Annotated in this window: 23 protein-coding genes and 1 tRNA gene; 10 read left to right on the top strand and 14 right to left on the bottom strand. The window is 59.8% G+C overall.

Annotated elements, in window-relative coordinates; genetic code table 11:
• Positions 1–4: 4 nt before the first annotated feature.
• Entirely contained in the window at positions 5–727 is a 723-nt protein-coding gene (locus tag BLW55_RS16810; RefSeq protein ID WP_090330037.1) for an RlmE family RNA methyltransferase, read from the bottom strand.
• A gap of 10 nt (positions 728–737) precedes the next feature.
• A complete protein-coding gene (locus BLW55_RS16805; RefSeq protein ID WP_090329554.1) occupies positions 738–2,258 on the bottom strand; it encodes a Ppx/GppA phosphatase family protein in 1,521 nt (506 codons plus the stop codon).
• 157 nt (positions 2,259–2,415) lie between these two features.
• Here BLW55_RS16805 and BLW55_RS16800 point away from each other — a divergent pair.
• Positions 2,416–2,489 (top strand) — tRNA-Gln (locus BLW55_RS16800).
• A gap of 338 nt (positions 2,490–2,827) precedes the next feature.
• On the opposite strand, the gene BLW55_RS16795 is transcribed toward BLW55_RS16800, so the two are convergent.
• From BLW55_RS16795 to BLW55_RS16735, 12 genes are all read right to left on the bottom strand, one after another.
• On the bottom strand, positions 2,828–3,883 hold the full coding sequence (locus BLW55_RS16795) for a GNAT family N-acetyltransferase (protein ID WP_090329553.1): 1,056 nt from the start codon (positions 3,881–3,883) through the stop codon (positions 2,828–2,830).
• A 714-nt stretch (positions 3,884–4,597) separates the two neighbouring features.
• Positions 4,598–5,443 carry a fumarylacetoacetate hydrolase family protein gene (locus BLW55_RS16785; RefSeq protein ID WP_090329552.1) on the bottom strand — a complete coding sequence of 282 codons (846 nt, stop codon included), beginning with the start codon at positions 5,441–5,443 and terminating at the stop codon, positions 4,598–4,600.
• On the bottom strand, positions 5,440–6,201 hold the full coding sequence (cnbZ, locus tag BLW55_RS16780; RefSeq protein ID WP_025031186.1) for a 2-amino-5-chloromuconate deaminase CnbZ: 762 nt from the start codon (positions 6,199–6,201) through the stop codon (positions 5,440–5,442). Before cnbZ ends, BLW55_RS16785 begins: the two co-directional genes overlap by 4 nt.
• A 32-nt stretch (positions 6,202–6,233) precedes the next feature.
• Complete coding sequence (locus BLW55_RS16775; RefSeq protein WP_090329551.1) at positions 6,234–7,049, bottom strand: aspartate dehydrogenase domain-containing protein; 816 nt, start codon at positions 7,047–7,049, stop codon at positions 6,234–6,236.
• A complete protein-coding gene (locus BLW55_RS16770) occupies positions 7,042–8,520 on the bottom strand; it encodes an aldehyde dehydrogenase family protein (protein WP_090330036.1) in 1,479 nt (492 codons plus the stop codon). Before BLW55_RS16770 ends, BLW55_RS16775 begins: the two co-directional genes overlap by 8 nt.
• A 28-nt stretch (positions 8,521–8,548) precedes the next feature.
• Positions 8,549–9,268: an ABC transporter ATP-binding protein gene (locus tag BLW55_RS16765; protein ID WP_007010861.1), complete on the bottom strand. Its 720-nt coding sequence runs from the start codon at positions 9,266–9,268 to the stop codon at positions 8,549–8,551.
• Complete coding sequence (locus BLW55_RS16760) at positions 9,261–10,016, bottom strand: ABC transporter ATP-binding protein (protein ID WP_090329550.1); 756 nt, start codon at positions 10,014–10,016, stop codon at positions 9,261–9,263. Before BLW55_RS16760 ends, BLW55_RS16765 begins: the two co-directional genes overlap by 8 nt.
• Positions 10,013–10,960 (bottom strand): branched-chain amino acid ABC transporter permease, encoded by a 948-nt coding sequence (locus BLW55_RS16755; RefSeq protein WP_007010859.1) that lies wholly within the window; start codon positions 10,958–10,960, stop codon positions 10,013–10,015. The genes BLW55_RS16760 and BLW55_RS16755 overlap by 4 nt, the downstream gene beginning before the upstream one ends.
• A complete protein-coding gene (locus BLW55_RS16750) occupies positions 10,957–11,823 on the bottom strand; it encodes a branched-chain amino acid ABC transporter permease (protein WP_040665663.1) in 867 nt (288 codons plus the stop codon). The genes BLW55_RS16755 and BLW55_RS16750 overlap by 4 nt, the downstream gene beginning before the upstream one ends.
• Positions 11,824–11,900: 77 nt before the next feature.
• Positions 11,901–13,103, bottom strand: coding sequence for an amino acid ABC transporter substrate-binding protein (locus BLW55_RS16745; protein ID WP_090329549.1), 1,203 nt, complete (start codon positions 13,101–13,103; stop codon positions 11,901–11,903).
• A 111-nt stretch (positions 13,104–13,214) separates the two neighbouring features.
• Complete coding sequence (locus BLW55_RS16740) at positions 13,215–14,117, bottom strand: LysR family transcriptional regulator (protein ID WP_007010856.1); 903 nt, start codon at positions 14,115–14,117, stop codon at positions 13,215–13,217.
• A gap of 89 nt (positions 14,118–14,206) precedes the next feature.
• Entirely contained in the window at positions 14,207–14,827 is a 621-nt protein-coding gene (locus BLW55_RS16735) for a helix-turn-helix domain-containing protein (RefSeq protein ID WP_090329548.1), read from the bottom strand.
• A 149-nt stretch (positions 14,828–14,976) separates the two neighbouring features.
• On the opposite strand from BLW55_RS16735, the gene BLW55_RS16730 reads away from it, so the two are divergent.
• From BLW55_RS16730 to BLW55_RS16690, 9 genes are all read left to right on the top strand, one after another.
• Entirely contained in the window at positions 14,977–16,119 is a 1,143-nt protein-coding gene (locus BLW55_RS16730) for an NAD(P)/FAD-dependent oxidoreductase (RefSeq protein ID WP_025031191.1), read from the top strand.
• Positions 16,116–17,399 (top strand): TRAP transporter large permease, encoded by a 1,284-nt coding sequence (locus BLW55_RS16725; protein ID WP_090329547.1) that lies wholly within the window; start codon positions 16,116–16,118, stop codon positions 17,397–17,399. The genes BLW55_RS16730 and BLW55_RS16725 overlap by 4 nt, the downstream gene beginning before the upstream one ends.
• A 30-nt stretch (positions 17,400–17,429) precedes the next feature.
• Positions 17,430–18,404 (top strand): TRAP transporter substrate-binding protein, encoded by a 975-nt coding sequence (locus BLW55_RS16720; RefSeq protein ID WP_007010852.1) that lies wholly within the window; start codon positions 17,430–17,432, stop codon positions 18,402–18,404.
• Complete coding sequence (locus BLW55_RS16715; protein ID WP_090329546.1) at positions 18,380–18,931, top strand: TRAP transporter small permease; 552 nt, start codon at positions 18,380–18,382, stop codon at positions 18,929–18,931. Before BLW55_RS16720 ends, BLW55_RS16715 begins: the two co-directional genes overlap by 25 nt.
• Entirely contained in the window at positions 18,928–20,394 is a 1,467-nt protein-coding gene (locus BLW55_RS16710; RefSeq protein WP_090329545.1) for a M81 family metallopeptidase, read from the top strand. Before BLW55_RS16715 ends, BLW55_RS16710 begins: the two co-directional genes overlap by 4 nt.
• Positions 20,395–20,432: 38 nt before the next feature.
• Positions 20,433–21,893: an amidohydrolase family protein gene (locus BLW55_RS16705; protein WP_244509179.1), complete on the top strand. Its 1,461-nt coding sequence runs from the start codon at positions 20,433–20,435 to the stop codon at positions 21,891–21,893.
• Positions 21,890–22,807: a CobW family GTP-binding protein gene (locus tag BLW55_RS16700; protein ID WP_090329543.1), complete on the top strand. Its 918-nt coding sequence runs from the start codon at positions 21,890–21,892 to the stop codon at positions 22,805–22,807. The genes BLW55_RS16705 and BLW55_RS16700 overlap by 4 nt, the downstream gene beginning before the upstream one ends.
• 862 nt (positions 22,808–23,669) lie before the next feature.
• Complete coding sequence (locus BLW55_RS16695) at positions 23,670–24,242, top strand: MFS transporter (RefSeq protein ID WP_025031018.1); 573 nt, start codon at positions 23,670–23,672, stop codon at positions 24,240–24,242.
• Complete coding sequence (locus BLW55_RS16690; protein WP_090329542.1) at positions 24,227–24,808, top strand: MFS transporter; 582 nt, start codon at positions 24,227–24,229, stop codon at positions 24,806–24,808. The genes BLW55_RS16695 and BLW55_RS16690 overlap by 16 nt, the downstream gene beginning before the upstream one ends.
• The last annotated feature ends 83 nt before the right edge of the window (positions 24,809–24,891 follow it).

Below are 24,891 nucleotides of genomic sequence, written 5' to 3'. Positions count from 1 at the left end.
GCCCTCACCCGTCGTTTTCGGGATCGGCTTCGGTGCGGCCCTTGAACCCCTTGGCCAGAAGATAAAGCTCGACCGATTCGGCGCGAGAAGCCTGGGGCTTCACGTGGTGGACGGATTTGAAATTGCGCTTCAGTTGATCGAGCAATCCGGTTTCGGCGCCGCCCTGAAAGGTCTTCGCCAGGAAGTGCCCGCCAGGTTTCAGCACGGAAAGCGCAAAATCCGCCGCCGTCTCGCACAGATGCATGGTGCGCAGATGGTCGGTCTGGCGATGCCCGGTGGTCGGCGCAGCCATATCGGAGATGACCAGATCCGGCGCTTCACCAAGCGTCTCCAGAAGGCGCTCCGGCGCATCATCGTCCAGAAAATCCATCTCCAGAACGATCGCGCCCGGCACGGCATCCATGCCCAGATAGTCGATGCCCACCACGAGCGGGTTTTCAGGCGTGGATCCAACACGCTCGGCCGCGACCTGACACCAGCCTCCCGGGGCCGCACCGAGGTCGATCACCCGTGCCCCCGGAAAAAGCAATTTGTGGCGGTCGTCGATTTCCGTCAGCTTGTACGCCGCTCGCGATCGCATGCCCTCGGCCTGCGCGCGATGCACGTACGGGTCGTTCAGATGCCGCTCGAGCCAGCGGCGCGACGAATTTTTCAGGCCGCGCTTCTTCTTGACCCGTGTTTTGAGCGCGCGTGCACCGCCGCCCGCCTTGGCCGGTTTCTTGCTCATCCGCCCAACCTCATGTCCCTCGTCCCATCCGCCGCCGGCGCCGCCAGGCACCATCGGCGGCCATCATTTCGTTCAGCATGCCTTCGCGCAGACCGCGGTCGGCCACCCTTAACCGTTCCGAGGGCCAGCGCCGGCGGATCGCCTCCAGGATGGCACAGCCGCCGAGCACAAGGTCGGCGCGATCCGCGCCAATGCAGGGATTGGCCTTGCGCTGTTCGAAATCCCACGAGAGCAGCGTGTCGATCATGCGATCGACATTGTCCCGCTCCATCCACAGCCCGTCGACCTGTCGGCGATCATAACGCGCCAGTCCCAGGTGAACGCCGGCAAGCGTCGTGACCGTTCCAGACGTCCCAATGAGATGAAACCGCCCCCCTGCAGCGATCTTTGAAAGCCGCCCGCCATCATCGAACCGGTCGAGCATCTCGCCCACGGCGTCGACCATGGCGGAGAAGGTTTCGCGCGTCACATGGTGGCCGCCAAAGCGCTCGGCAAGCGACACCACGCCCACGGGCAGTGATGTCCATGCGACGATATGATCGGCGAGCCGTGGCGTGCGGTGCCGCGAAATGTCCACGAGGGCGATCTCGGACGATCCGCCGCCAATGTCGAACAGCACCACGCCCTCCGTGCCGCGTTCCACCAGCGTGCTACAGCCGGCAACCGCCAGCCGGGCCTCGGTCTGCCGGTCGATGATCTCCAGCGTCAGCCCGGTCTCGTGTTTCACGCGTTCGATGAAGGCTTCGCCGTTATCGGCCGAGCGGCAGGCTTCCGTTGCGATCAGCCGCATGCGCCGGGGCTTCCGGTGCCCGAGCTTTTCCGCGCAGATGCCAAGCGCCGTGACAGCCCTGTCCATCGCCGCTTCGCTAAGACGGCCTTCAAGGCTGAGCCCTTCTCCGAGGCGCACGATCCGCGAAAAGGCGTCCACCACGCGAAAGTGCCCGGGCCGCGTCGGCACGGCCACCAGAAGCCGGCAATTGTTGGTGCCAAGATCGAGCGCGGCATAGGACGTGCGCTGACCTTCCTGCGCCGATTCGCGCCGCCTTGCCGGCTGAGGCCAGCTGGGCTTCCCGGTCTCCGGCTGAGGCGGGGCCTCCTGCTGAGCAGCGGCCTCTCCGGCTGCACCGCGCACGAAGGCGCGGCGCCTGCGCCGCTTTCTGCGCTTTCGCTTCGGGGGCTCCCCATCCGGGCGCGAAGAACCATCCGCATGGGCCGCTTCGCCCTGCGCACGCGCCTGCGAAGCGCCTTCGTCAGGCGATTCTCCAGAGGATGCGTCCTGCACCGGGCCCTTTGCCGCACCGGGGCGCGTGGGCCCGTTCCGGCGCGACTTCTTTCGCCTGGGCGAGGCAGCCGTCTTGCCCATATGGGCAGGCTGTCCGGCCGACCGATCGTCGAAGCCGGGGGAAGAGCCCCCATCCGACACGGCATCCCGGACGACCTCCTTTACCGGCGATACCTCGCCGTGGTCGTGGTTTTCCACCGCTATTCCTTCGCCGCCGCGCAAGCCCATTGGGCGCAGCAGGCAGCTCATATCGTTTAGTTGGCGGCAGAGTATCAGCCATAGCTGGTTTCACCAAGAGCGGTGTTGGCCGGAAATTTTGTCTTTGTCAGAATTGAATCCGCATCTGCCCTTGACTATAAAACTCATATCGCTAAATAGCGTGGCGAAAGCGGCCAGCGCCGCCTGCTGGGGAATAGGTTAACGGTAGACCCACGGACTCTGACTCCGTTAGTCCTGGTTCGAATCCAGGTTCCCCAGCCAAAAATTTCCAGGCTTTTACAGACACCATTTTCTTTCGCAATTTTGCGCGACATTTCAGAGGCTTGTGCGACCGCTGGGCTGACGGAGACAGTGTTCCCCGTTTAGTTCGAGGCGGGAATGGCCAGCTTGGCGACGACACTGGGCATTGGTCCTGTAAGGCAGGGCGCGGCAAGACAATGCGCTGTCCCGAAGCATCGCTCAAAACCGCGAAAACGCTTCCGGTCCTTACGAACCAAGCATGCCGCCACGTTCGTGCTGACGAAATCCCAATTGCGCGAATGATGAAGACGGCGCCAATCTGGCCGCACCGGACGATGCGGCCAGAGAGTTCTGGATGGTTAGAGTTCCAGTTCACGCTTGCGCGCGAGCAGCGCCTTGAACTCCGGATCATCTGCAAGGGTTTGCAGTGCCCAGAACTCTTCGAGCCATTCTGCTTCGCCCTCCCAATCGCCTTCGATCAGGAGTCGTACATTTCCCAGGGCGCCTTCACGGTCTCCGGCAAGTGCCCGCGCCCCGGCTGCATGGAAGCGGCTCCAGTTGATCTGCTCACTGGCTCGCTCGAAATGCGAGGCCAGCTCGCGGCAATGATCGGGGTCGAGATCACCGATGTTCTCGGCAGGCAACCGGCAACTATAGGCGACATGTCGATCCAGTTCTGAAAGGCCGATAGATCTACCGATGGCGATAGAGCCCCTGTTGGACGCATGGCTGTGCCATTCGACACCGGGAAGGTCGCGCCGGACACATTCGGCGATGGTCGTCGAAGCGACCAAGCGCCCAAGCCCCAGGCGCCGGAAATCGGGTTCCGTGCCGACACCGACTTCGCACCGTTCACCGCTGACGCTGTCCGTCACGCTATGGCTGACGATCTGCCCATTGTGCAGAGCGCAGTACCCGACAGCGAGGTTGAAGAACACCTCCGGAGAAGCCCACCCTTCAACGCAGTCCTCCAGCACTTCAAGGTTGCCCGGATTGCGGTCGAACAGCGCACGATCAATCGGCAGGATTTCAAATCCTGGACCTGGCTGGCTCACTACCGGCAAGGCCGTGCCCGCAATATACCCCATGCGAACACGGGGGTGCGGGATTGCAAACGCATTGCGCCACGCCTTGGAAAGGTGTGGAGCCCACCGGATTTCGGCAAAGAAATAGGCCCAATCGGGGATTATTTCCTGCAGGCTAGCAAGAGTTTCGGCCTCGGTATCCGGGTTGCCCGCCAGATAGTAGGCGTCCCCGTTGGCAACGAGCGCTACCTGAGGGCTGGCTGGATTGTCTACCCAGACCTCGCCATCGATCGTACCGTCAAGGACGGATGCGATAGCGACATGGATCGACGAGAGTTCAGTTAGAATAGTCTGAGCGACCGAATAGGTCTCGTGCTCGATTTTTTGCATTGATAAGCAATCCTATGGATGCAGCGCCTTGCGCCTGCACCATCGATGGTAACAAGTGGAACAGATCATCTGCTCCGTAGGCAGCCGGCATGCGCCCGCCGGCACTCGGCATGGTGTTGGCTGCCATCTTGGTACCCCGCTCATCAATATAGGCTACTGCGACTGGTTCGCAGGAGGCGTTCCTGTAACCTGTGGGCTGGCACCGCGCAATTGGTCCACCGCGAGAATTGTCGTTCTCCCTGCGGGTAGGCTGGCTGGCTCATGGCCCCGATACGAAACCCACGCCATGATACTGTTGGCCCAAGCGCAATGCCGCACTGCCCTGTTCGAGCATATTTTTCTAGAGTGGCCCATCGTTTCATGGAAACGTTGCCTCGCTCTATCTCCTTGTTCTTCCGCATTTATGCGGGCGTCAAATGTTTCCATCTGACTGCAAAAGGCTCTAGTGAGTCAAAGAGTTAACTTAAATGAACCTTCCACCGAATAGCCCATAGGCAACGTTTAGGCGGGTCACTTCCGCAAGTGTCTCTGAAATTTGCGAACTGAGCGAAACCCTGTCCAACGGACAGAGGGAGTTTAACGCGGACAACGGGGCATCGATTGCGGAGGGATTTTGCGCGCAATAGGCCTGGTCCACGGAGTTTGAATGCGGCCCAGGCGCTAGTCGTGCAAAGCGGTTGATCTCAGGTGATTTCACCCTACCGCAAAAACGCGTCAACGGTCGTCGGCTAGTTTCTGACGCTGCGTGCCCAACCCTTCAATGCCGAGTTCCATCACCTGGCCCGCGCGCAGGTAGACGGGCGGCTTCTGCCCCATGCCGACGCCGGCCGGCGTACCCGTCGAGATGATGTCGCCAGGAGCAAGGCTCATGAAGCGGCTGACATAGCTGATGAGATGCGCCACCCCGAAAACCATGTTGGCGGTGGTCCCGTTCTGATACCGCTTGCCGTCCACATCCAGCCATAGCTTCAACGCCTGCGGGTCAGCAACTTCGTCGGCCGTGACCAGCCAGGGACCGACAGGGCCGAACGTGTCGGCACCCTTGCCCTTGTCCCATGTGCCACCGCGTTCGATCTGGAAAGCGCGTTCGGAAACGTCGTTGATCACACAATAGCCGGCCACATGCGACAGAGCATCTTCCTCGGCGATATATTTTCCGCCCCTGCCGATGATTACGCCAAGCTCCACTTCCCAGTCGGTCTTTTCAGAATCACGGGGAATGAGAACCGTGTCGTTCGGCCCGCAGATCGCGCTGTTGGCCTTGAGAAAGACCACAGGCTCCTTGGGCAGGTCGAGCTTGGATTCCGCCGCGTGGTCAGCATAGTTGAGACCGATACAAACGAACTTGCCCACTCCGGCCACGCAGGGGCCGAGGCGAGGCTCCCCGTCCACAAGCGGGAGGGAAGACGGGTCGAGTGCAGCCAGCTTCCGCAGGGAAGCAGGGGCAATTGCCTTGCCATCGATGTCACCGATCACACCAGACAGGTCGCGGATACGCTCCCCCGCATCCAGCAACCCGGGCTTTTCAGCTCCGGGTTCGCCGTATCTGAGAAGTTTCATGCATTTCCTCCGGGCAGGACCGTCTCGTCGAAGATTCGACGGCAATCCATTTCATACTCAAGGTCGACCACCGGCGGGCGGTTGAAATGCCAGGTCATGCCGTTGCGGTGGGCACCGCGCGGACCGATCTCTGTCGCAATCAAAGGCTGAATATCGTGAACCGAATAAATCTGCACCCCGGTCGTGTCATTCCATGAACCGCCGAAATGAGCCATGCGGCGCTCCATCTCGCCAAGCACGTAGGCGGCTTTCTCGCGAAGCGCGTCCGGCGAGGTATCGCCAAGGCGCACGATGTGATCGCGGTAGTTACCCTTGCCTTCCGGGGCTTCGCCGGAACCGGCGATTGCGAAGGTTTTCGGCGCTTTCTCGTCTTCAACCGTGTAGATGAAAGCGTGGAAACCCGGCTCGGCAGGGGCTCCGATCTCGGGGCAAACATTGGAACGGCCAACTGGATTGTCGCTTCCGGTCATGATGCCCCAATCGCGAAGCGTGCCAGTGTAGACGCGGTTGAACTCCTCGAAACCTTCCTCGGTGAACTGGCCGGGAGAGCGCAGTTCGCAAGCGCAGAATGCCGTCAGCGGACGCCCAACCGCTTTCAGATGGGCAGCAATACGCTCGAAACCCTGCTTCAGCGGCACCACCTCGTCGAAGCGAACGCGCACGAGGCGATATCCGGGAAGTGCGGAAACGCCCGCCGAATATTGCATGACGCCGGGAATGTATTCATAGCCACCGGCTTGCATTGTCTTGGTCTGCATTCTCACGTCCTCTGTTGAAATTGTTGGAGAAATCACGAGCCGACCGTCAGCGCCGCATCGAGGCGGCGCAGCGCGGCAATGATGCTGAATGCGGTGATGGCGCTGCTTCGGGGATTGGCTTCGTCCGGAAGGTTGGCGCAGACAACCTTCATCTCGCCTGCCCGTGAGCGCACGCACAGCTCGTGCGTGTTCACCGCAACGGATGGATCGGCCCAGAGTTCGACCGCCGTCGCCTCGGGTCCCGCACCGGCGAGCGCGATTGTCGCCGCCACATTCACATTCTTCGGAAACGCCGCAACGGATTGGCGGGCATTTCCTGAAAAGAGCTGCACTGCGCGGTCGATCGATGCCGTGGGCATCGCCACCCCCTCCACCATGACGGTCTCACCAAAGGAAGCCGGCGGCTTGCGGGTCGTCAGGCGCACCGATTCAAGCCCGATCTCACGCGCCGCGCGCAACCCATCCATACCCGCGACCGCGCCGGAGGGCGCTATGAGCCGGGTCGCCGAAGCCCGTGCCTTTTCCAGAATGCCCGGAACCGTCAGAAGACATCCCACGCTGGCAACGACCAGTGTCCGGCCCTCTCGGCCAAACACGCCTTTGGCAAGCTCCGTGAAAACGGCAGGCGGCAGGCACTCCACGACGATATCCGCTTCGTCCGCCACCCTGCCGAGAGAGACGATGTCAGGTGCGGGGCGGAAATCGCGAATGCGACGGGCGGCACTTTCGGGGCTGCTTGCGGCAACCGCGACAAGGCGCAATCCATCCATTCCCTCGTCAAGCGCGCGGGCCACACGGAGCCCGACTGAGCCGAGCCCCGCCACCGCAACCCTGCGGATGTCAGCCATAGTTGAACACGAGGAACTTGATGTCGCTCATGCTTTCCATGGCATAGCGCGTTCCCTCGCGCCCAAGGCCGGAATCCTTCCAGCCCCCGAAGGGCATGTTGTCGATGCGATAGATCGGCACGTCGTTGATCATCAGGCCGCCGACATCCCAGGTCTCCAGCGCGCGGAAAGCGGCGCGCATGTCGTTGGTGAAATAGCCGCCCTGAAGCCCGTAACGCGAACTGGCCGCGCGCTGCACGCCCTCCTCGGCGCTTGCCACCTTGTTGAGCGTCACGACCGGGCCGAAAATCTCTTCGGCCTCGACCTTCATATCCATCGTGGTGTCGGTGAGCACCGTCGGCTCGATCAAGGCGCGGTCGCGCTTGCCCCCGGTCAGGACGCGCGCGCCCTGCGCGACGGCTTCGTCGATCCAGCTTTCGATGCGGATCGCCGAACGTTCGTCGATCACCGGCCCCACATCGATGCCCTCTTCCAAGGGATTGCCGACTGCGCATGCCCGGACGCGTGAGACAAGTTCTTCCTCGAACCGGTCATAAACCTTTTCATGTACGAGGATGCGCTGCACACCAATGCAATACTGGCCGCCATAGACAACACCGCCACGCACGCAGCGTGCCGCCGCGAAAGAGATATCAGCGTCATCTGACACGACCACGGCGCCATTGCCGCCCAGTTCAAGCGACACCTTCTTCTTGCCGGCGATGGATTTGATGTGCCAGCCTACACCAGCGCTGCCGGTGAAGGTGACCATGGGGATGCGGTCGTCGCGAACCAGCTTTTCGGCCAGGGGCACATCGCAGTGCACGACCAACAACGCATCCTCCGGCAGACCGGCCTCCAGTAGCACCTCTGCCAGAAGCTTGCTTGTCAGCGGAGTCTGCGGTGCGGGCTTGAGGATCACGGAATTGCCCACGGCAAGCGCCGGCGCGACCTTGTGCAAGACCAGGTTGAGCGGAAAATTGAACGGCGTGATCGCCAGGATCGGGCCGATGGGGAAATGCCGTGCAATGCCAACCCGGCGGCCGAGATTTGCAAGCGTGTCGAGGTCGGCGCGATCGAGCTTCAACGCCCCGCCGTCAGCATTGCTCGTCTGGTATTCGAAGACGGCGCTATCGACGTCGAGCGGCACCTCCTTACCGGAAAATGCCCGGGCCTCACGGGCCGCATTGCGCAGGTTGAACAGGGAGCGCGAGACTTCGCCGCGCGCATCGTAGAGGGGCTTGCCCGCCTCGGCAGCGATGAGCCGGACAAATTCCTCCCGGCGGCCATCGATGATATCGGCGGCACGGTCCAGGATATCAGCACGGATGAAGCGCGGCAGACGCCGCATGACTTCAAAGCCCTTGAGTGCCTTTTCCACGGCGGCATCTACTTCGGCCTCGCCGGCCACCGGCATGCGGCCGACGACGCTTCCATCATAGGGGGAGAGGATATCGTCTTCACGGATCGGAGAATTCACGGAAAGGTTCATCGTCTTCATCTTTCAAGATGTGTCAGCATCAGGAGGCGCCGATATAGGCTTCGCGCACAGCAGGCGCCTCACGCAGTTCTTCGGAAGGTGCAGCCATCACGATGCGGCCGCGGTCGAGCACATAACCGCGATGGGCAAGGTCGAGCGCTGTCATGACATCCTGCTCGACCAGCAGAATCGAGACCCCGGCTTTGTTGATCTCGACGAGGGATTCGCCCAGCAATTCGACGGCGCGCGGTGCCAGGCCGAGCGACAGTTCGTCGATCATCAGGAGTTTCGGACGGCTCATGATCGAGCGACCTATGGCGCACATCTGCTGCTCGCCGCCGGAAAGCGTGGCCGCATCCTGGTTGGCCCTCTCAGCCAGGCGCGGGAACATGGTCATGACCCGTTCCAGGTCTTCATCCACGCTTTTGTCGCGACGACGCAGATACGCGCCCATGAGCAGGTTGTCGCGCACCGACATGGTGCGAAACAGACGCCGTCCCTCGGGCACATGAGCGACGCCCGCCGAAAGAATGTCCTTGCATTCGAGACCCGCCAGCGCCTCGCCCTCCATGCGGACGCTGCCGGCAGTAGGCTTCACCAGGCCGGAAAGCGTGCGTAGAAGCGTGGTCTTGCCGGCACCATTGGAGCCTATCAGACAGACGATCTCGCCGCGATTGACCTCGATATCAACACCCCACAGGACGCGGATCTCGCCATAGCCGCTCTCAAGGCCCTTAACCTGAAAAAACGGTTCAGCCATTGGCCTTTCCTCCCGGGTTTGCCTCGGCATAGCGGTTGCCGAGATAGGCCTTGATGACACGCTCATCGCGTGTGATCTCTAGGGGCAGGCCCTCGGCGATCTTGGCGCCATGGTGCAGCACCACGATCCGCGAGCACAGGTTCATGACGACCTTCATGAGGTGTTCGATGAGAATGATGGTGACGCCCCGCGCCGCGATGGCGCGGATCATCTCCAGCGCGACATCGATCTCTGCCGGGTTGAGCCCGGCATTGACCTCGTCGAGCAGCAGCACCTTCGGTTTCATGGCTAGGCTCTTGGCGAGCTCCAGCCGCTTGCGACCAGCCAGTGTGAGCTCGGCGGCGAGCACATCCTTCTGGGGCGCAAGTCCCAGAAACTCGATTGCGCTCATCGCCTCGTCGCGCGCTTCGGCCACACTCTTTGCACCGGCAGCGAACGTGGCGGGCGCCATGACGTTTTCAAGCACAGTCATTTCAGGGAAGGGCTGCACCACCTGATAGGTGCGTGCAACGCCCAGCCGGCTGATCTGATAGGGCTTGAGCCCGTCGATGCGCCGCCCGTCGAACTCGATGCTTCCGGAGGTCGGCTTGTAGACGCCGGTCACCAGATTCACCAGCGTCGTCTTGCCGGCACCGTTGGGACCAATCAGGCCCACGATCTCGCCAGGCTCGACAGACAGATCGACATCATCCACCGCCCGCAATCCGCCAAACTGCTGGGAAACGCCCTTGAGTGTGAGAATGCTCATGCGGCCGTCTCCTTGCCATGGTCTGCGCCGGCCCGCTTGCGCTTCCTAATGAAGCCAAGGACACCGTTGGGCAGGAAGAAGATGAGTGCGACGATCAGCAGGCCGAGCACGGCGGAATGGATCGACAGGAAATTGCGCCACACGACTTCTTCCATCACAAGGAAGGCTGCCGCGCCGATCACCGGTCCGGCGACTGTGCCCGCACCGCCCAGCATGACCATGACGATCGGCTTGACGGAGGTCAGGACGGAATAGACGTCCGGCGGCTCGATATAGAACACCCAGGACGCATAGAGAGCGCCAGCGGAGCCGACGAAAAGCGCCGACAGGACGAAGGCGACAACCTTGTAGAAGGTCGTATTGACGCCAACCATCGAGGACGCATCCTCGTTCTGCCGAATGCAGCGAAGAGCAAAGCCGATGCGGCTTGCCGAAACGTACCAGCTCATCAGGAACGCGAGCACGGCAAGCCCGAGCATGGCCCAGAAAAAGAGCTGCGCCTGCGCATCCACCGACATGCGGATGACTGGCAGGTTGAGCCCCATGCCACCGCCTGTCAGGCTGGTCCAGGAGGTAGTGACCTCAAGGAGGACTTCAGCAAGGACCAGGCTCGCAATCGCGAAGTAATGGCCCTTGAGATGCAGGATGGCCGCCCCCATGAGGGCTGCGAAAAGGCCTGCCACGATGCCGGCGGCAAGCCAGGCGAGCGGCATGGGCAGACCGTTCCCCTGGAGAATGGCTCCCGCATAGGCGCCCAGCCCGAAGAAGGCCGCTGTCGCGAAGGAGGGATAGCCGGCGTAACCGCCGATGATGTTCCAGGATTGGGCGAGAACGGCGTACATGGCGAACATAGTGCCAAGACGCAGGACATAGTTGTCGCCGACAAGCGGCAGGAGCGACACCAAGAGAAGCGCAGCGAGGACGTAGATGGGACGCACCGTCATTCGTACCCCCTGCGGCCCATAATGCCGGTCGGCTTGAAGATGAGAAGGATGATGAGAAGCACAAAGGCGATGGTCAGCCCGTGCTGAGGCCCGATCAGAAGTGCGCCGAAGCTCTGGATGGCGCCGAGGGCAAGACCGCCAACGATGGCGCCGGAAATGCTGCCGAGACCGCCCAGAATACACACGATGAAGGCAATGCCCAGAAATTCGGAACCATTGAGCGGTGAGATCGGAAAGATCAGACTGAGGAGGCTGCCGGCAGCGCCCGCCATCAAGGCTCCGAGGCCGAATGTAATGGCATAGATGCGCTTGACGTTGACGCCCATGAGGGCCGCCGCCTCCCGATCCATACGCACCGCAACGATCGCGCGGCCGATGCTGGAGCGGACGAGAACGAAATAGAGAATAACCGTGAGTACGCAGGCAAGGAGCATCGCCACCAGCCTGTCGAGCGGCAGAACGAGGCCGCCGACCACAGTGCTGCCCAGCGGATGCGCGAGTTGCACCGTGCGATAGTCCGCTGAGAAGGCGATGATCATGCTGTTGTTCAAAAGCAGGTCGAGACCGAAGGTCAGAACAAGCGTCGTCAGAACGGGTGCGCCCACGACACGGTTGATGAGACCTGCCTGCACCACATAGCCGAGCACAAAGAGCGCGCCGCCAGAAAGGACCACGGACATGAAGGGATGGATGCCCAGGTGCACATAGGCGAAATAGGCAATGTAGGAGCCGAGCACAACGAAGGATCCGTGCAGGATATTGATGACGTTGAGCACGCCCCAGACCAGCGAGAAGCCTACCGCGATGCAGGCATAGAGCCCGCCCAGCACAAGGCCGTTGAGAAGAATCTGTGCGTAAAGCATTGAATACCGTATGGGTTCGATGCCCGCCGGCACCATGGCCGGCGGTTCATGCGATCTAGGGAAATGCCGAAGGTAGACTACTGGATGTCGCTGTAGCGCATCTCGCCCTGCTTGACGGCTTCGGGATAGATCGTCTTGGTCGAGCCGTCCTGGATCTGGAAGACAGGAGGCTCGAGAGAATCGATCTGGCCGGTCTCGTCGAAGCGTACATTGCCGTAGAAGGTCACCGTGTCCATCGCGGCAAGCGCATCACGCACGGCCGTCGGATCGATGGAGCCGGCATCGTCGATGGCAAGCTGAAGGATCGCACCGGCGGCGCTGGCGGAGGCCTCGGCATAATCCGGCGTTGCGCCGTATTTGTCTTCGAACGCCTTCACATAGTTGGCAGTCGAACCGAACAGATCCTCGCCTTTGTAGGACACGGCCGGATGCCACCAGGCAGCGCTGGTCACATTCTGCGAAAGCGGGCCAGTGGCGTCGATGAACTCCTTATACGCTGGACCGGCGATCATGGTCAGAACCTTCGGCTTGATGCCGAGGTCAGCCATCTGGCGGCGCATCAGGATCAGATCGTTGATATAGCCAGTAATGAACACCCAGTCGGGCTGCGACTGGAGCATGAGCGTCAGCGCAGAGGCGTGATCCATCGTGCCGATTGCGTATTCCGCGAAAGAGACAACCTCAAGGTCCCTGCCTTCCGCCGAGGCTTTCATCTCATTGGCAATGGCGAGCGGGAAGAGATCGTTCCGGGCGTAGATCGCCACAGTCTTCACGCCCTGGCCGGAATCGGCGACGATGTTAGTGAGTGGCGCTGTGAGAGTCTGGTTCGGCGTGAAAGTCCCGAACAGGTACTTGTAACCCTGATCGTAAACGCTGGAGGACGATGCCGTCGCCGCGATCATGGGGATCTGATAGCGCTCGGCAACGGAACTTGCCGCCTTGGCGGCACCGGAACCGAAGGGCGCAAACAGGAAGTTGACCTTGTCATTGGTGATCAGGCGTTCGGCGGTCTGCACGGCGCGTGGCGTGTTGGATTCGTAATCCACATAGACGATCTCGACATTGTAGGTCGTGCCATCCACCTCGATACCGCCCTTACCATTGACCGTCTCGGCCCACAGGTCATAGCCACGCTGCTGCTTCAGCCCTTCGGGCGAAAGCGGCCCGGTCAAAGGCAGCGGCGCACCGATGCGAAGTGTTTCCTGTGCTGCAGCGGGCTGAACCGCCATCATTGTGGCACCCATCACCGAGAGCAGCCACGGCTTGAAAGAAAATCCCATAGAAATACCCCTCATGTCTCTTATTTTGATCGGACATTACGTAGTGGCTCACACCCTAGGGGAAATTAGGTGCGTCAAGGAAGCATCAATGTGAGCACGAAGCGTTGCATTTCATGCAACGCGCGAAAAGGCTTCTGCCGTCTCAATAATGACCGCAGCGAGTTTGCCGGCCGAAGGCGTAAGCTCGACCTCGGCACGCTTGCAGATCTGCGTGGTTGAAAGCGAAAGCGCGCGCGACACAATCGGGATTCCAACGAGTTCGCCCGAGGCTAGCTCACGCTCGAAGGAGAAGGCCGGCAGAAAGATAAGCCCCATATTCTGCAGGGCAAACTTGCGCATCATATCGATGGAGTTTGTCTCGAGTCGGATGTTGAGTGTCAGAAGGTCGGCCTTCACCGCATGATCGACCAGATGGCGAATACCGAAAGAGCGATCAGGCACACCCACCGGCAAATCGCCGATGTCGCCCATCTGGATTTCCTTGCGCCCGGCCAGGGGGTGCGCGGAGGAAACGACCACCATCAGAGGCTGCCGGAAGCTCGACAGCATCTCCACTTCAGGTCGCGGATAGGGCTGGAAGGAGATGCCGATATCGCAGCGATCTTCCGCGACCGCTCGCATCACCTCGTCGGTGCTGGCGGTGCAGACTTCATAGGTAATGCCGGGATGCTGTTCTCCGAATGTGGCCAGGGCGCGCGGCAGGAGCCCACCGATCATACCTTCCACCGTGTAGATGACTACGTGGCCGCTATCGAGATTCTTGAGAGAATCGATTGAGCTGCGCAAACGCTGCAGTTCCTTCGCCCGGCTCTGCACATAACGGGCAGCCAGTTCCCCCGCCGGCGTGAGGCGAACGCCCTGCGCCTGGCGCACCAGAAGCGTGGTTCCATAAAGGTGTTCGAGCTTCTGGATCTGGCGGCTGATCGAGGAGGCGGAAATATGTAGCTTCTCGGCCGCCTTGCGGATCGAACCCAGTTCGGCCACCGTCTCGAAATAATAAAAAGCCGTATCCATTCGCCTATTTCACTCCCGCGCCTCGAACCGCTGCCCCGAAGATAGATCGACTTCCAGGGCTTGCGCCAGGAGAACGTCAGTTGTTGATGTCAGTCGGTCTTGAGCCCGTCATTCTCAGACTCGGAGTCTTTTGAAACCCGTAGCGGTTCCGTACAAATGCAAAAAACCTCGGCGTCCCGATCCCCTGCATTGACGTAGGCATGCCCCATTGTGCTGTCCAGATAGATGCTCTCGCCAGGCCCCAGCCTCACAGGCGCATAGAACTCCGAATGCACAACGACCTCCCCGTCGATAACGACCAGAAACTCCTCGCCGCCATGCTTTTCCAGCGGGCCAAACTCCTTGATGGATGATGCCTTGATACGCGCGTGAATGGGGACCATTCTCTTGTTGGTCAATTCTCCACAAAGATATCTGTACACATAGTTCTTGGTATCGATCACAACGCCATCGCCATCCCTCGACGGTACGAAGCGGCTATTGGGCGACGCCTTTTCGCTTTTGTCATCCCCAATCAACTGCCCGATTGTCAGGTCAAGCCCCTCCGCCAGGCGCAGCACTTTGTCCAGCGTCGGGGAAAGCACGCCGTTCTCAATTTTAGAGATTGTGGAAACCGCAACGCCCGAGCGTGAGGCAAGGTCGTTGAGCGTCAATTGACGGGATTTGCGCAAGTGTCTGAGCCGTGCCCCCAGTGCCTGGGTGGTGGTCATGAGCAGGTGTTCCTCTTTCAATCTCAAATGGTTGTATCAAGCCTCCAATCGATTGGAAATTATTTTCGTATATGAAAACTTTTGTTGCTTTCCGAAAATTCTTCGATAGCGTTGGGGCAATGGAATAGCTGTTAAAGGGCAAACACTACATGCCGGATCGCTCCGTTTCAGCAGACGCAATCGTCATCGGTGCAGGCATTGCAGGCGCTTCCGTGGCGGCCGGGCTTTCCCAGACCATGCAGACGGTACTGGTCGAGATGGAGGCACAGCCGGGATATCACACGACCGGGCGATCCGCTGCCGTATTTGCCCCCAGCTACGGCCCTCAAAGCGTCCGTGCCCTGACCCGGGCCTCACGAAACTTTCTCGGCACCCCTCCAGACGGGTTCGCAGAAAACCCGCTTCTGACCCCACGCGAGATCCTGATGCTCGCAAGAGAGGATCAGCTGGAGGCGCTTGACGGTCTGATCGAGATGGCATCCTGCGAGACAAGCGTGGAACGATTGGTTCCTGAAGCGCTAAGAGCGCGTCAACCCCTCGTGCGATCGGGCTACGCAGCAGCCGGAATGCTGGATAAAGATGGCCAGGATATTGACGTTGCCGCGCTCCATCAGGGATTTCTGCGCGTTTTCAAAGCCCGCGGCGGCCAGCTTCTTAACAACGCGCCGGTGCAGGCGCTTGAGCGCATCGGCAATGACTGGGAAGTTCATACAAAGATCGGCACGCTCACCGCGCCTTTGGTGATCAATGCCGCCGGTGCCTGGGCGGAGGAGATCGGCCAACTCGCCGGCGCGGAACGCATCGGGCTCGTTCCGAAGCAACGCACTGCAATGGTCGTGGCCGAACCGGAAGGTTTCACGCGCCGCGATGCTCCAATTACAATCGATGTCGAGGAACAGTTCTACCTCAAACCAGATGCTGGCCGCCTGCTGATCTCGCCCGCCGACGAGACACCGTCGGTTCCCTGCGATGCACAGCCTGAAGAGATTGACATCGCAATCTGCGCAGACCGGATCATGACGGCCTTCGATCTCGACATCCGTCGGATCGACAACAAATGGGCGGGGTTGCGCAGCTTCGTAGCGGACAAGGAACCGGTGATCGGTTACTCGCAGGTGACGCCCGGCTTCTTCTGGATGGCAGGACAGGGAGGGTATGGCATACAGTCCGCTCCTGCGGCAGCGGAGTTGGCGACCGCCCTGGTGCAGGGCACGCCCCTCCCGGCCCATATTCTCGATCAGGGGCTTGACCTTCGCCGCATAGCGCCCGATCGCATGGCGTGTGCGGCATGATCTGGCTCATCCCCGTGATTGCCGCTGCCATGTTGGCCTCAGGGTTGGCACTGGCCTACGTCATCGGCGGCGCGGCTGTGATGACCTTCATCCTGACCGACAACACCCGCTATCTGGCAGTCTTGCCACAGAAGGTCTTTTCGCAGATCAGCGTTTTCTCGCTTCTGGCGATGCCGCTCTTCATTCTCGCGGGCGAGCTGATGAACCGCGGCGGCGTTACAAAGTCGCTGATCGACCTCTCAATGGCGTTGATCGGGCGCCTGCGCGGAGGGTTGGGGCATGTGAACATCATGACCTCCGTGTTCTTTGCGGGCATCTCGGGTTCGGCTGTCGCCGACGCGGCGGCACTCTCCAACACGCTCGTTCCGGAAATGCGCGAACGCGGCTATACGGCGGAGTATGCGGGAGCTGTCACGGCAGCATCATCCATCATCGGCCCAATCGTGCCACCGTCGATCATTCTGATCTTCTACGGCGCCCTGATGCAGACTTCGGTGGCCGCACTTTTTGTGGCCGGGATCGTTCCGGGTCTTCTCCTTGCCGCTGCACTGTTCGCCGTGAACGGGTGGTACGCATGGCGCGAGGATCATCCGCGTGTCGAGAAGTCCGATACGCGACCTTTGTTACCGGCAATTGTTGCCGCAATACCGGCACTGTGCCTGCCGCTGATAATCGTTGGCGGAATCATTCTGGGCTGGATGACGCCCACGGAAGCAGCAGCAGTCGCCGTGTTTGCGGCTGCTATCGCCGCCTTCTTCTATGCGCCGCTCACGCGCCAGGACATCTGGGAGAGCTTTTCACGGTGTGCTGTTCTGACGGGATCGATCTTCATGATCCTTTGCGCCGTCGCCGCTTTCGGCCATCTGGCCGCGCTGGAACGCATCCCTCAGACCATTGCAGGACTGGTGGAGGACATGGGGCTCGGACCGATCGGGTTTCTGATCGCGATGAACCTGCTCTTCATAGTGGCAGGCATGATCATGGACGTGCCGGTGGCGCTGGCGCTTCTCGTGCCTCTCCTGGCACCTGTCGCCCTGGCCAACGGCGCTGACCCGGTCCATCTGGGCATCATGATCTGCTTCAACCTGTGCATCGGCCTGGTAACCCCTCCACTGGGGGGCTGCCTCCTGATCGTGTCAACGGTCACGGGTGTCAATTACTGGAAGCTGGCCCGCGCAGTCATTCCCTTCATCATCGCAGAGATCATTGTTTTAGGAGTGCTTGTATCCGCCCCGGAGATCAGCCTCTGGCTGCCTCGAACACTGGGACTTTGGGAGTGATGCAGGAACCAATCTACAGGGAGGAATACCATGTTGAAACTGACCCACGTCCTCAAGGCATCGGTCGTCAGCCTCGCTCTGACATTTCCCGCCATGGCAGAAGTGAAGATCGCCCTTGACAGCCCGCCGGATCTGAAAAACTCCGGGACATATATGTGGGCTCACACCTTTGGCGAATATCTCAATGCAAATGGCATAGAAGCCGTGGAGTTCGAGCGGAACTCCTTGGGGGAAGAAGCGGAACGTCTCGATCAGGTCAGTCAGGGCTTGCTCGAAGTGTCGATGTCAGACGCAAAGTCCGCTGGTACACTGGATGGTACGATCTTCGGCGCGATGATGCCTTATTTCTTTGAGGACCTTGCACAGCTGGACAAGGCGCTCGACGAAGGCGGGATGCTGGCCAGGATGAACGAAGGCACGACCCCCAAGGGTGTTCGCATACTGGACGTTGTTATGACCGGCACTCCGACCGGCATCTTCACCACGGAAGTTCCGATCCGCACCTTCGACGATATCAAAGGCGTTCGCATGCGGGCGCTCGATGAGGTTCAGATCAACACCTTTGAGCAATGGGGATCGAAAGGAACGATTGTCTCCTGGTCGGAGGTGCCGAACGCCCTGCAGACCGGTGTCGCCGGAGGCTATATCAACCCAGCATTCGTGCCAGTGACCTACGGACATACGGCCTTCATCAACTATTTCACCAATGCACGGCTGAGCCAGTCTGTCCGCGTCGCGATTGCGTCGGAAGACTGGTACCAGAGCCTAACGGACGAAGAGCGCGACATCGTCCAACAGGCGGTCGAGAAGGCTCACGAAGCCAATCGCAAACTGGTGTCTGACGACACGGCCGTTCTGAAGCAGCTGGAAGAAGCCGGGATCGAAGTGATCGAACTTCCGGATGAGGAACGCGCAAAGTTCCGTGAAGCCAGCCAGCCCATCTACGTTTCAACGGAGATGCCAGAAGGCGCGCTGGAGGCATGGAACAAAGCGGTGGGGCGCTGACAGTGTCGGCGATCGCGGACCGGCTGAACTGGTTTTCCTGGCGTCTGAACCGACTTGCTCTCCTTGGCGCAACATTTTCTGTAGCAATCATGCTAGCCGCAGCCGGTTGGCAGGTGATCGCCCGCTACATCTTGAACCAGCCTCCCATATGGACCGAAGAGCTTGCACGATTTTCGATGGTCTGGGGCGGGCTTCTGGGTGCGTCCTGTGCCTACCGCTTTCGCCGCGATCCCAATCTGTTTCCAGATGCGCTGGAAACCTCGGGACTCCGGGGACTGGTGTTTTCTCTCATACGCTCGTTCGGCGTGCTCTGTTTCATTCTGCCTATTTTGTGGTTCAGTTTTCTGGGGCTGGGTGCCGATCCGGCGCGAAGCTATATCGCACGCCTTGCCGGTCGACAGACCGAGACGATGGATCTGCCCATGGTGGTGTTCGGCATTGCGATCCCGCTGGCCTTTGCAGTGATCCTTTTCCATGTTCTGGCGGATGTTGCGACCGCGCTGGCCAATCTCAGGAATAGAAAATGAAACTGTTCATGGCGTCTTTAGCGACTGAAACCAATTCTTTCTCGCCTATCCCGACTGGCTGGAGTGGTTTCAAGGAACACCTCTACACCAAGTCCGCGTCACGCGGTGAGGCAGGACTTTACGCAGCGGCCGTGACCCGCTGGCGCGCGATGGCAGAGGCGCAAAACTGGGCAGTTGTCGAGGGGCTATGCACGTATGCACAACCCGCCGGCCCTACTGTGCGCGCCGTATACGAGACGATGCGTGACGACATCCTCAGCGACTTGCGCGCGGCCATGCCGGTCGACGTCGTCCTCATGTCCATGCACGGAGCAATGATCGCGCAAGGCTACGACGATTGCGAAGGCGACATGATGGCCCGTGTACGGGAAATCGTGGGACCCGACGCCATCATTGGACTTGAGCTTGACCCACACTGCCACCTTACAACCCAGATGCTGGACAATACGACCGCGATTGTCTGCTACAAGGAGTACCCGCACGTCGATGTGGTCGAACGTGCGGAAGACCTTTTCGCCCTCTGTGCCGAAGCCGCTGCAGGCAGGGTGAACCCGGTCATGCGGGACTACGACTGCCGCATGATGGCGATGTATCACACGCCTTTCGACCCTATCCGGAGCTACGTCGACCGCATGTCCGCCATGGAGGGCAAGGACGGCATTCTGTCCGTGTCACTGGTGCATGGTTTCCCATGGGGAGACAGCCCGCGCTGCGGCACCCGCACGCTGGTTATCGCAGATGGGAACGCCAGCCTGGCCGAACGTCGCGCCAGAGAACTGGGCCAGGAGCTTTGGGCGATGCGCAACGACCTTCGACGCTTCCCCAATATGGAAGATGGTCTTGATCTGGCGGTGAAACTTGACGCCAATCCGGTTGTCCTTGCCGATTTCGCAGACAATGCAGGTGGCGGCGCACCCTCAGATTCGACATTTGTGCTGCGGGCGGCACTGGAACGCGGTCTCAGGGATATCGCGTTTGCAACATTCTGGGACCCGGTGCTGGTCGGCATGTGCATGGATGCGGGGATCGGTGCCAAAATGGCCGTACGCCTGGGCGGGAAGATCGGGCCGATGTCGGGAGACCCGGTAGACCTGACAGTGACCGTGCGCGGGATCGCCACCGACGCCGTACAGCATCTGGGCACAGCAGAGATGAACATGGGCGATTGCGTCTGGCTGGAAGCTGACGGTGTTCATGTCGTGATCAACACGCTGCGCACGCAGACCTTCCATCCGGAAGCTTTCCAGAATTTGGGGATCGACCTCTCCAGAATGAAATATGTGGTGGTGAAGTCGTCACAGCATTTCTATGACGGGTTTGCGCCCATTGCAGCGGAGGTCATACATCTGGCAACGCCCGGTGCGATCACCCCGGACTACACCATCGTGCCCTACACACGGCGAGACGGGAACTTCTGGCCCAAGACGGAAAACCCCTTTGCCGGAGAGGACCCTGCACCGTGACCGAAACCTATGACATCATACTGCGCAACGGTCGCGTAATGGACCCTGAAACCGGATTGGACAGGGTTTGCGACGTGGCGATTTCGGCCCACAAGATCGCCAGAATTGGGCATCTCGAAGGGAGCGCCGCCCGCGAAATCGACGCCACCGGACTGATCGTGGCGCCCGGTTTCCTCGACCTGCATGCTCATGGGCAATCCGTAGCCGCAGACCGGATGCAGGCTTTTGATGGGGTGACCACGACACTGGAGCTCGAAGTCGGCGCGTTGCCGGTAGCTGGATGGTATGAAAGACAGGCGACGCTGCCCCGCGCACTGAATTACGGCACTGCTGCGGCCTGGATATTCGCACGCAAGGTCGCCTTCGGCGCAATCGAGCTCGACGCAGATGTGCATCCGATCGACCAGATGGGTGCCGGTTCGGAAGATATGTGCTGGTCCACGGAAGCTGCCGATTCCCAGCAGACGGATGAGATCGTTTCCCTGGTGCGGCAGGGGCTTGATGAAGGAGCTATCGGCATCGGACTGCCCAACGGCTACGCCCCCGGTGCCGGCGTGAAGGAGATGGCGGATATCTGCGATCTCGCCTTTCAGTACGGGACGCCGACCTTCACACACATCGCATATCTAAGCAATATCGACCCGAAAAGCTCCGTCGACAGCTATGTCCGCCTGATAGGACTGGCCGGCGCTACCGGAGCGCATATGCATATCTGTCACCTCAACTCGACCTCGCTGATGGATATTGAGCGCGTGGTCGAGTTGGTCAGCAAGGCGCAGGAGCAAAATCTGCCGATCACGACAGAGGCGTATCCTTATGGCACGGGTGCGACCGTGGTCAGCGCCGGGTTCTTCATGGAACCCGATTTCGTCAGGCGTACCGGAAGCAACTACTCGAACATCGAACTGATCCGCAATCACCACCGCTTCACCGGGCGAGATGATATGCGCCGGGCCAGAGAAGCGTCCCCGACGGATCTGGTAATGTGGCACTTTCTGGATGTGGATGCCAATGACGAGCACCGGCGCCTCCTTGATCTGTCGGTTACCTACCCCGGTGGTTCGATCGCTTCAGATGCGATGCCCTGGATAAATGAAGATGGCAGCATTTACGAAGGCCTCGAATGGCCGTTGCCCGATCAACTCTCCGCTCATCCCAGATCGTCCGGAACCTTTACCCGGTTCCTGCGGGAACATGTCCGCGAACGCCGGAGCATGTCCTTGATGGATGCATTGGCCAAATGCACTATCCTGCCCGGCAAGGTAATCGAAAGCTGCGCCCCACAGATCGCAAAAAAGGTGCGCCTTCAGGAAGGCTGCGACGCGGATATTGTAGTCTTCGATCTTGAGACCCTGACAGACAGGGCAGAATTCAATGCGATGAACAGACCGTCGGAAGGTGTTCGGCAGCTTCTGGTCAACGGGCAGTTCGTTATTCTGGACGGCGAACTAGAAACCGGGGCTGCGCCCGGGCAACCGATCCGGCGTGAGATGCCGTGAGTGTTCCAGTTCTCCTTGTTACCGGGTTCCTGGGCGCAGGCAAGACGACCTTCATTAATCGACTGCTGCAGGCAGAGCACGGACTGCGCATTGCGGCCATCGTCAACGACTTCGGCTCGATCAACATCGACGCCGAACTGCTGGCCCAGACGAGCGAGGGTGTCATTGGACTGAAGAACGGCTGCATCTGCTGTTCATTGCAGGGCGATCTCATGCGTACGCTCAAGGTGGTTCTGTCCCGCACGCCGAAACCCGAGTTGATCGTGATTGAAGCGAGTGGCGTCGCAGACCCGGCCGGCATCGTCCAGTCGCTCATGGATCCGGTCATCTGGAAGGAAGCCCGTCTGGAAACCGTGATCGGCATTGTTGACGCGCCCGATGCGGCCCGGCGCGCAGATGACCCGCTCTGGCAGGCACAGCTGCAGGGATCTGATATCCTGTTCCTGTCCAAGACTACGGAATGCCCGCAAGGTGACCTGAAAGCGCTTCGCGCTGGTCTGGCCTCCCGCGGGAAAAACTGCATCCTCAACATGGATGATGCGCCTGTTCCGTTGAGCGCCCTTTTCATTGAGGACAACAGTCCCCGCGCCCCGGTCGAAGCAGACCTCCAGAATGACGACCGTTTCGTCCATGTGGAGTGGGAGTACGAAGGTCTCGTGGATCTGCCTTCCTTTCAAGAAGCGATTTTGCGGATCTCCGACACTGCGCTGCGCGGCAAAGGCCTTCTAAGCTTTACAGGTCGACAGGGTAGACATGTTTTCCAGCTCGTCGGAAAACGCGCCACCTTATCATCTGCACCGTGGGATCAGGAGAAAGGCTGCCGGCTGATACTCATTGGCGAGCGCAACGCATTCGACGCCGACGCAGTATTGCGCAAACTGAACAGGCTGAGGATGCACACCTCTGACGAATAAAACACCTGTCACAGGCAAGTATTGCGCCCTAACACTATGCCTGATTGCGCGAGAATGCGGCTCCGTCTCTCCTGGAGCTTCCCTAGATCGGACAGACAAAGAGGCTTATAAACATATTTCATAAATACAAAAATTACAATATAAATATTATCATGAATTACATAAAAAATAAAATAACTCATTGATTAATTTTTATATTTATCTCTGATCAATTAAATTAATTTTTATTATTCCTTTATAAAGAAATTTATATAAAATAATATAAAATTGAGATTCATGAATATCTCCGAAACCCGTAACAGTACATCACATGACACAACCGTTTCTGCGAAGCGTTTGGCGAAAGGCGTGAAACCCAGCCTTACGCGCCCGAAGTGCACTGACGGCCAGCCCATCTGAGCAGCCGGCAGGGAGGGCCGGTTTTGCCGCTTCCTGCCGGGCGAATTCAAAGGCTCATGTCGACCAAGGGTGCACTGAAGTAGCAAAGCACGCTCGCTACAGAAGCTCCTTAATTCTCGCTGGACAGGGAATTTGTTCGCGCGTTTTGCCATGGCGTTCTGGAAGTTGACGGCCAGGTGCAGTCCCTCGGGATACAAAGAATGCCCGAGTTCTCGAACATTTGATTTGCCAGTTCAGATCGAGACTTGCCGGCACAGTCGTGGATATCGAGACGCAGAAGCGTTCCATACGGGACACCTCCTGTAGATTGCGTTGCCTCTTCATTCGCCGGCCAGGACACGTACGGCAGAAGCAAACCGGTGTTGGCGGAGTAGTCGACTGGACAGATCAGGCGCCTGCGCCCCTGCCTGCCCGCCATCTCCGGCATCGAGCGACGATTGAGTTTGCCGTCATGGCATTCTCTATGGCTTCCTTTACAACCATTGGCCTCAGCCTCGTTGTCACCTCATGGATCGCGGCAGTCGAGGGATCGGTGTTCCTGGTCGGGCAGCTGTTTTTCGCCAGCAGCACAACCGCGTTCGTCTTCTCCATCTATGCCGGCGTGGTTACCGACCGGAAAAACCGGCTTTTGATCATCCGGCAGGGGCAGTCTCTAAGGATTCTGGGGGTCTGCGCGCTGGTCGTCGCCGCACTGGGCAGTTCAGCCACACCGTGGCTGTTTGCCTATGCGGTTCTCTTTTTGCTGGGGACGGTCCTCAATGCCGGTGCGCTGGATGGCATTGTCCAGCTGGCGGTCGATGAACATCTGCGTATGAAGCTCGCCATCCGCGTGTCGATTTGCCGTCAGCTCGGCATTCTATGCGGGACGGGCCTTGGGGGCGTTCTGCTTCATCACCTTCCGGCGATCTGGCCAGTACTGTTGATGGCAGTGCTGATGATGGTTCAGTTCGCCATTATCAACCTCTTCTTCGCGGACTACCAGAACGCGCCTTCAAAGCCGCCAGGGGACATCATTTCTGCATGGAGGGAGGGCTGAGGGCTATCCTCGAGCAGGCCCGGCTCGCCTTCACCATCCTGACCATGGGGCTGCTTCTTTCTGCATCCCAGATGGCAAATGTCCTCGTTCCGGGTTTTGTCAGGGACAGCCTGCAACGGGGCAGCGACGTCTATGGCCTTCTGGAGATGGCTTGGGCGGCCGGAGGCGGAGCGACCCTGGCGGCTGCAGCAGTGCGGACCAGATTGTCCGGCGCCCATCGCCGGGAGCTTGTGATCCTCATCGTGGCCGGGGTCGCCATGGCGGCTTTCGCCAGCTCGAGAAGCCTCCCATTGCTGGTCGCAATCTATGCGGCCCTTGGCGGGATGTTCGCGTGGGGAAGAGCCATATGTGACGGTCGAATACTGATTCTGGCAAAAAACGAGGAAATCGGCCGTGTGCGAGCAGCCACCTCGATGGTGGTCAGCCTGCTGGGCATGGCAATCTACATATCGCCCACGGTCATCGGCAGTGAAGATGCAATCCTCTACTACGTCTCTTGGGGTGTGGTGCTATCGGTCGCCGGCGCCGTGATGCTGGGCCTCTGCGCCCGGACAGGGTGGAGTTGAAGGCTCATGCCCGCCGCGACTGACAGAATCGCGCACAACTGCACCACGAACGTGGCGTCCCGCGTCATGGCGTGATACCGATG

It is taken from the genome of Nitratireductor aquibiodomus, from assembly GCF_900105565.1.
Lineage (GTDB): Bacteria > Pseudomonadota > Alphaproteobacteria > Rhizobiales > Rhizobiaceae > Nitratireductor > Nitratireductor aquibiodomus.
Note: the sequence above shows the minus strand (reverse complement) of the source record. Positions and strands in the feature narration are given on the sequence as shown.

What these genes read in the sequence shown, in the direction of transcription:
- BLW55_RS16740 (WP_007010856.1), bottom strand. Translation starts at nt 14,117, where the DNA reads ATGGATACGGCTTTTTATTATTTCGAGACGGTGGCCGAACTGGGTTCG.
- BLW55_RS16705 (WP_244509179.1), top strand. Translation starts at nt 20,433, where the DNA reads ATGGACCCTGAAACCGGATTGGACAGGGTTTGCGACGTGGCGATTTCG.
- BLW55_RS16755 (WP_007010859.1), bottom strand. Translation starts at nt 10,960, where the DNA reads ATGACGGTGCGTCCCATCTACGTCCTCGCTGCGCTTCTCTTGGTGTCG.
- BLW55_RS16720 (WP_007010852.1), top strand. Translation starts at nt 17,430, where the DNA reads ATGTTGAAACTGACCCACGTCCTCAAGGCATCGGTCGTCAGCCTCGCT.
- cnbZ (WP_025031186.1), bottom strand. Translation starts at nt 6,201, where the DNA reads ATGCAGACCAAGACAATGCAAGCCGGTGGCTATGAATACATTCCCGGC.
- BLW55_RS16715 (WP_090329546.1), top strand. Translation starts at nt 18,380, where the DNA reads ATGGAACAAAGCGGTGGGGCGCTGACAGTGTCGGCGATCGCGGACCGG.
- BLW55_RS16725 (WP_090329547.1), top strand. Translation starts at nt 16,116, where the DNA reads ATGATCTGGCTCATCCCCGTGATTGCCGCTGCCATGTTGGCCTCAGGG.
- BLW55_RS16795 (WP_090329553.1), bottom strand. Translation starts at nt 3,883, where the DNA reads ATGCAAAAAATCGAGCACGAGACCTATTCGGTCGCTCAGACTATTCTA.
- BLW55_RS16760 (WP_090329550.1), bottom strand. Translation starts at nt 10,016, where the DNA reads ATGAGCATTCTCACACTCAAGGGCGTTTCCCAGCAGTTTGGCGGATTG.
- BLW55_RS16695 (WP_025031018.1), top strand. Translation starts at nt 23,670, where the DNA reads ATGGCTTCCTTTACAACCATTGGCCTCAGCCTCGTTGTCACCTCATGG.
- BLW55_RS16745 (WP_090329549.1), bottom strand. Translation starts at nt 13,103, where the DNA reads ATGGGATTTTCTTTCAAGCCGTGGCTGCTCTCGGTGATGGGTGCCACA.
- BLW55_RS16775 (WP_090329551.1), bottom strand. Translation starts at nt 7,049, where the DNA reads ATGGCTGACATCCGCAGGGTTGCGGTGGCGGGGCTCGGCTCAGTCGGG.
- BLW55_RS16750 (WP_040665663.1), bottom strand. Translation starts at nt 11,823, where the DNA reads ATGCTTTACGCACAGATTCTTCTCAACGGCCTTGTGCTGGGCGGGCTC.
- BLW55_RS16810 (WP_090330037.1), bottom strand. Translation starts at nt 727, where the DNA reads ATGAGCAAGAAACCGGCCAAGGCGGGCGGCGGTGCACGCGCGCTCAAA.
- BLW55_RS16690 (WP_090329542.1), top strand. Translation starts at nt 24,227, where the DNA reads ATGGAGGGAGGGCTGAGGGCTATCCTCGAGCAGGCCCGGCTCGCCTTC.
- BLW55_RS16805 (WP_090329554.1), bottom strand. Translation starts at nt 2,258, where the DNA reads ATGAGCTGCCTGCTGCGCCCAATGGGCTTGCGCGGCGGCGAAGGAATA.
- BLW55_RS16765 (WP_007010861.1), bottom strand. Translation starts at nt 9,268, where the DNA reads ATGGCTGAACCGTTTTTTCAGGTTAAGGGCCTTGAGAGCGGCTATGGC.
- BLW55_RS16735 (WP_090329548.1), bottom strand. Translation starts at nt 14,827, where the DNA reads ATGACCACCACCCAGGCACTGGGGGCACGGCTCAGACACTTGCGCAAA.
- BLW55_RS16785 (WP_090329552.1), bottom strand. Translation starts at nt 5,443, where the DNA reads ATGAAACTTCTCAGATACGGCGAACCCGGAGCTGAAAAGCCCGGGTTG.
- BLW55_RS16710 (WP_090329545.1), top strand. Translation starts at nt 18,928, where the DNA reads ATGAAACTGTTCATGGCGTCTTTAGCGACTGAAACCAATTCTTTCTCG.
- BLW55_RS16770 (WP_090330036.1), bottom strand. Translation starts at nt 8,520, where the DNA reads ATGAACCTTTCCGTGAATTCTCCGATCCGTGAAGACGATATCCTCTCC.
- BLW55_RS16730 (WP_025031191.1), top strand. Translation starts at nt 14,977, where the DNA reads ATGCCGGATCGCTCCGTTTCAGCAGACGCAATCGTCATCGGTGCAGGC.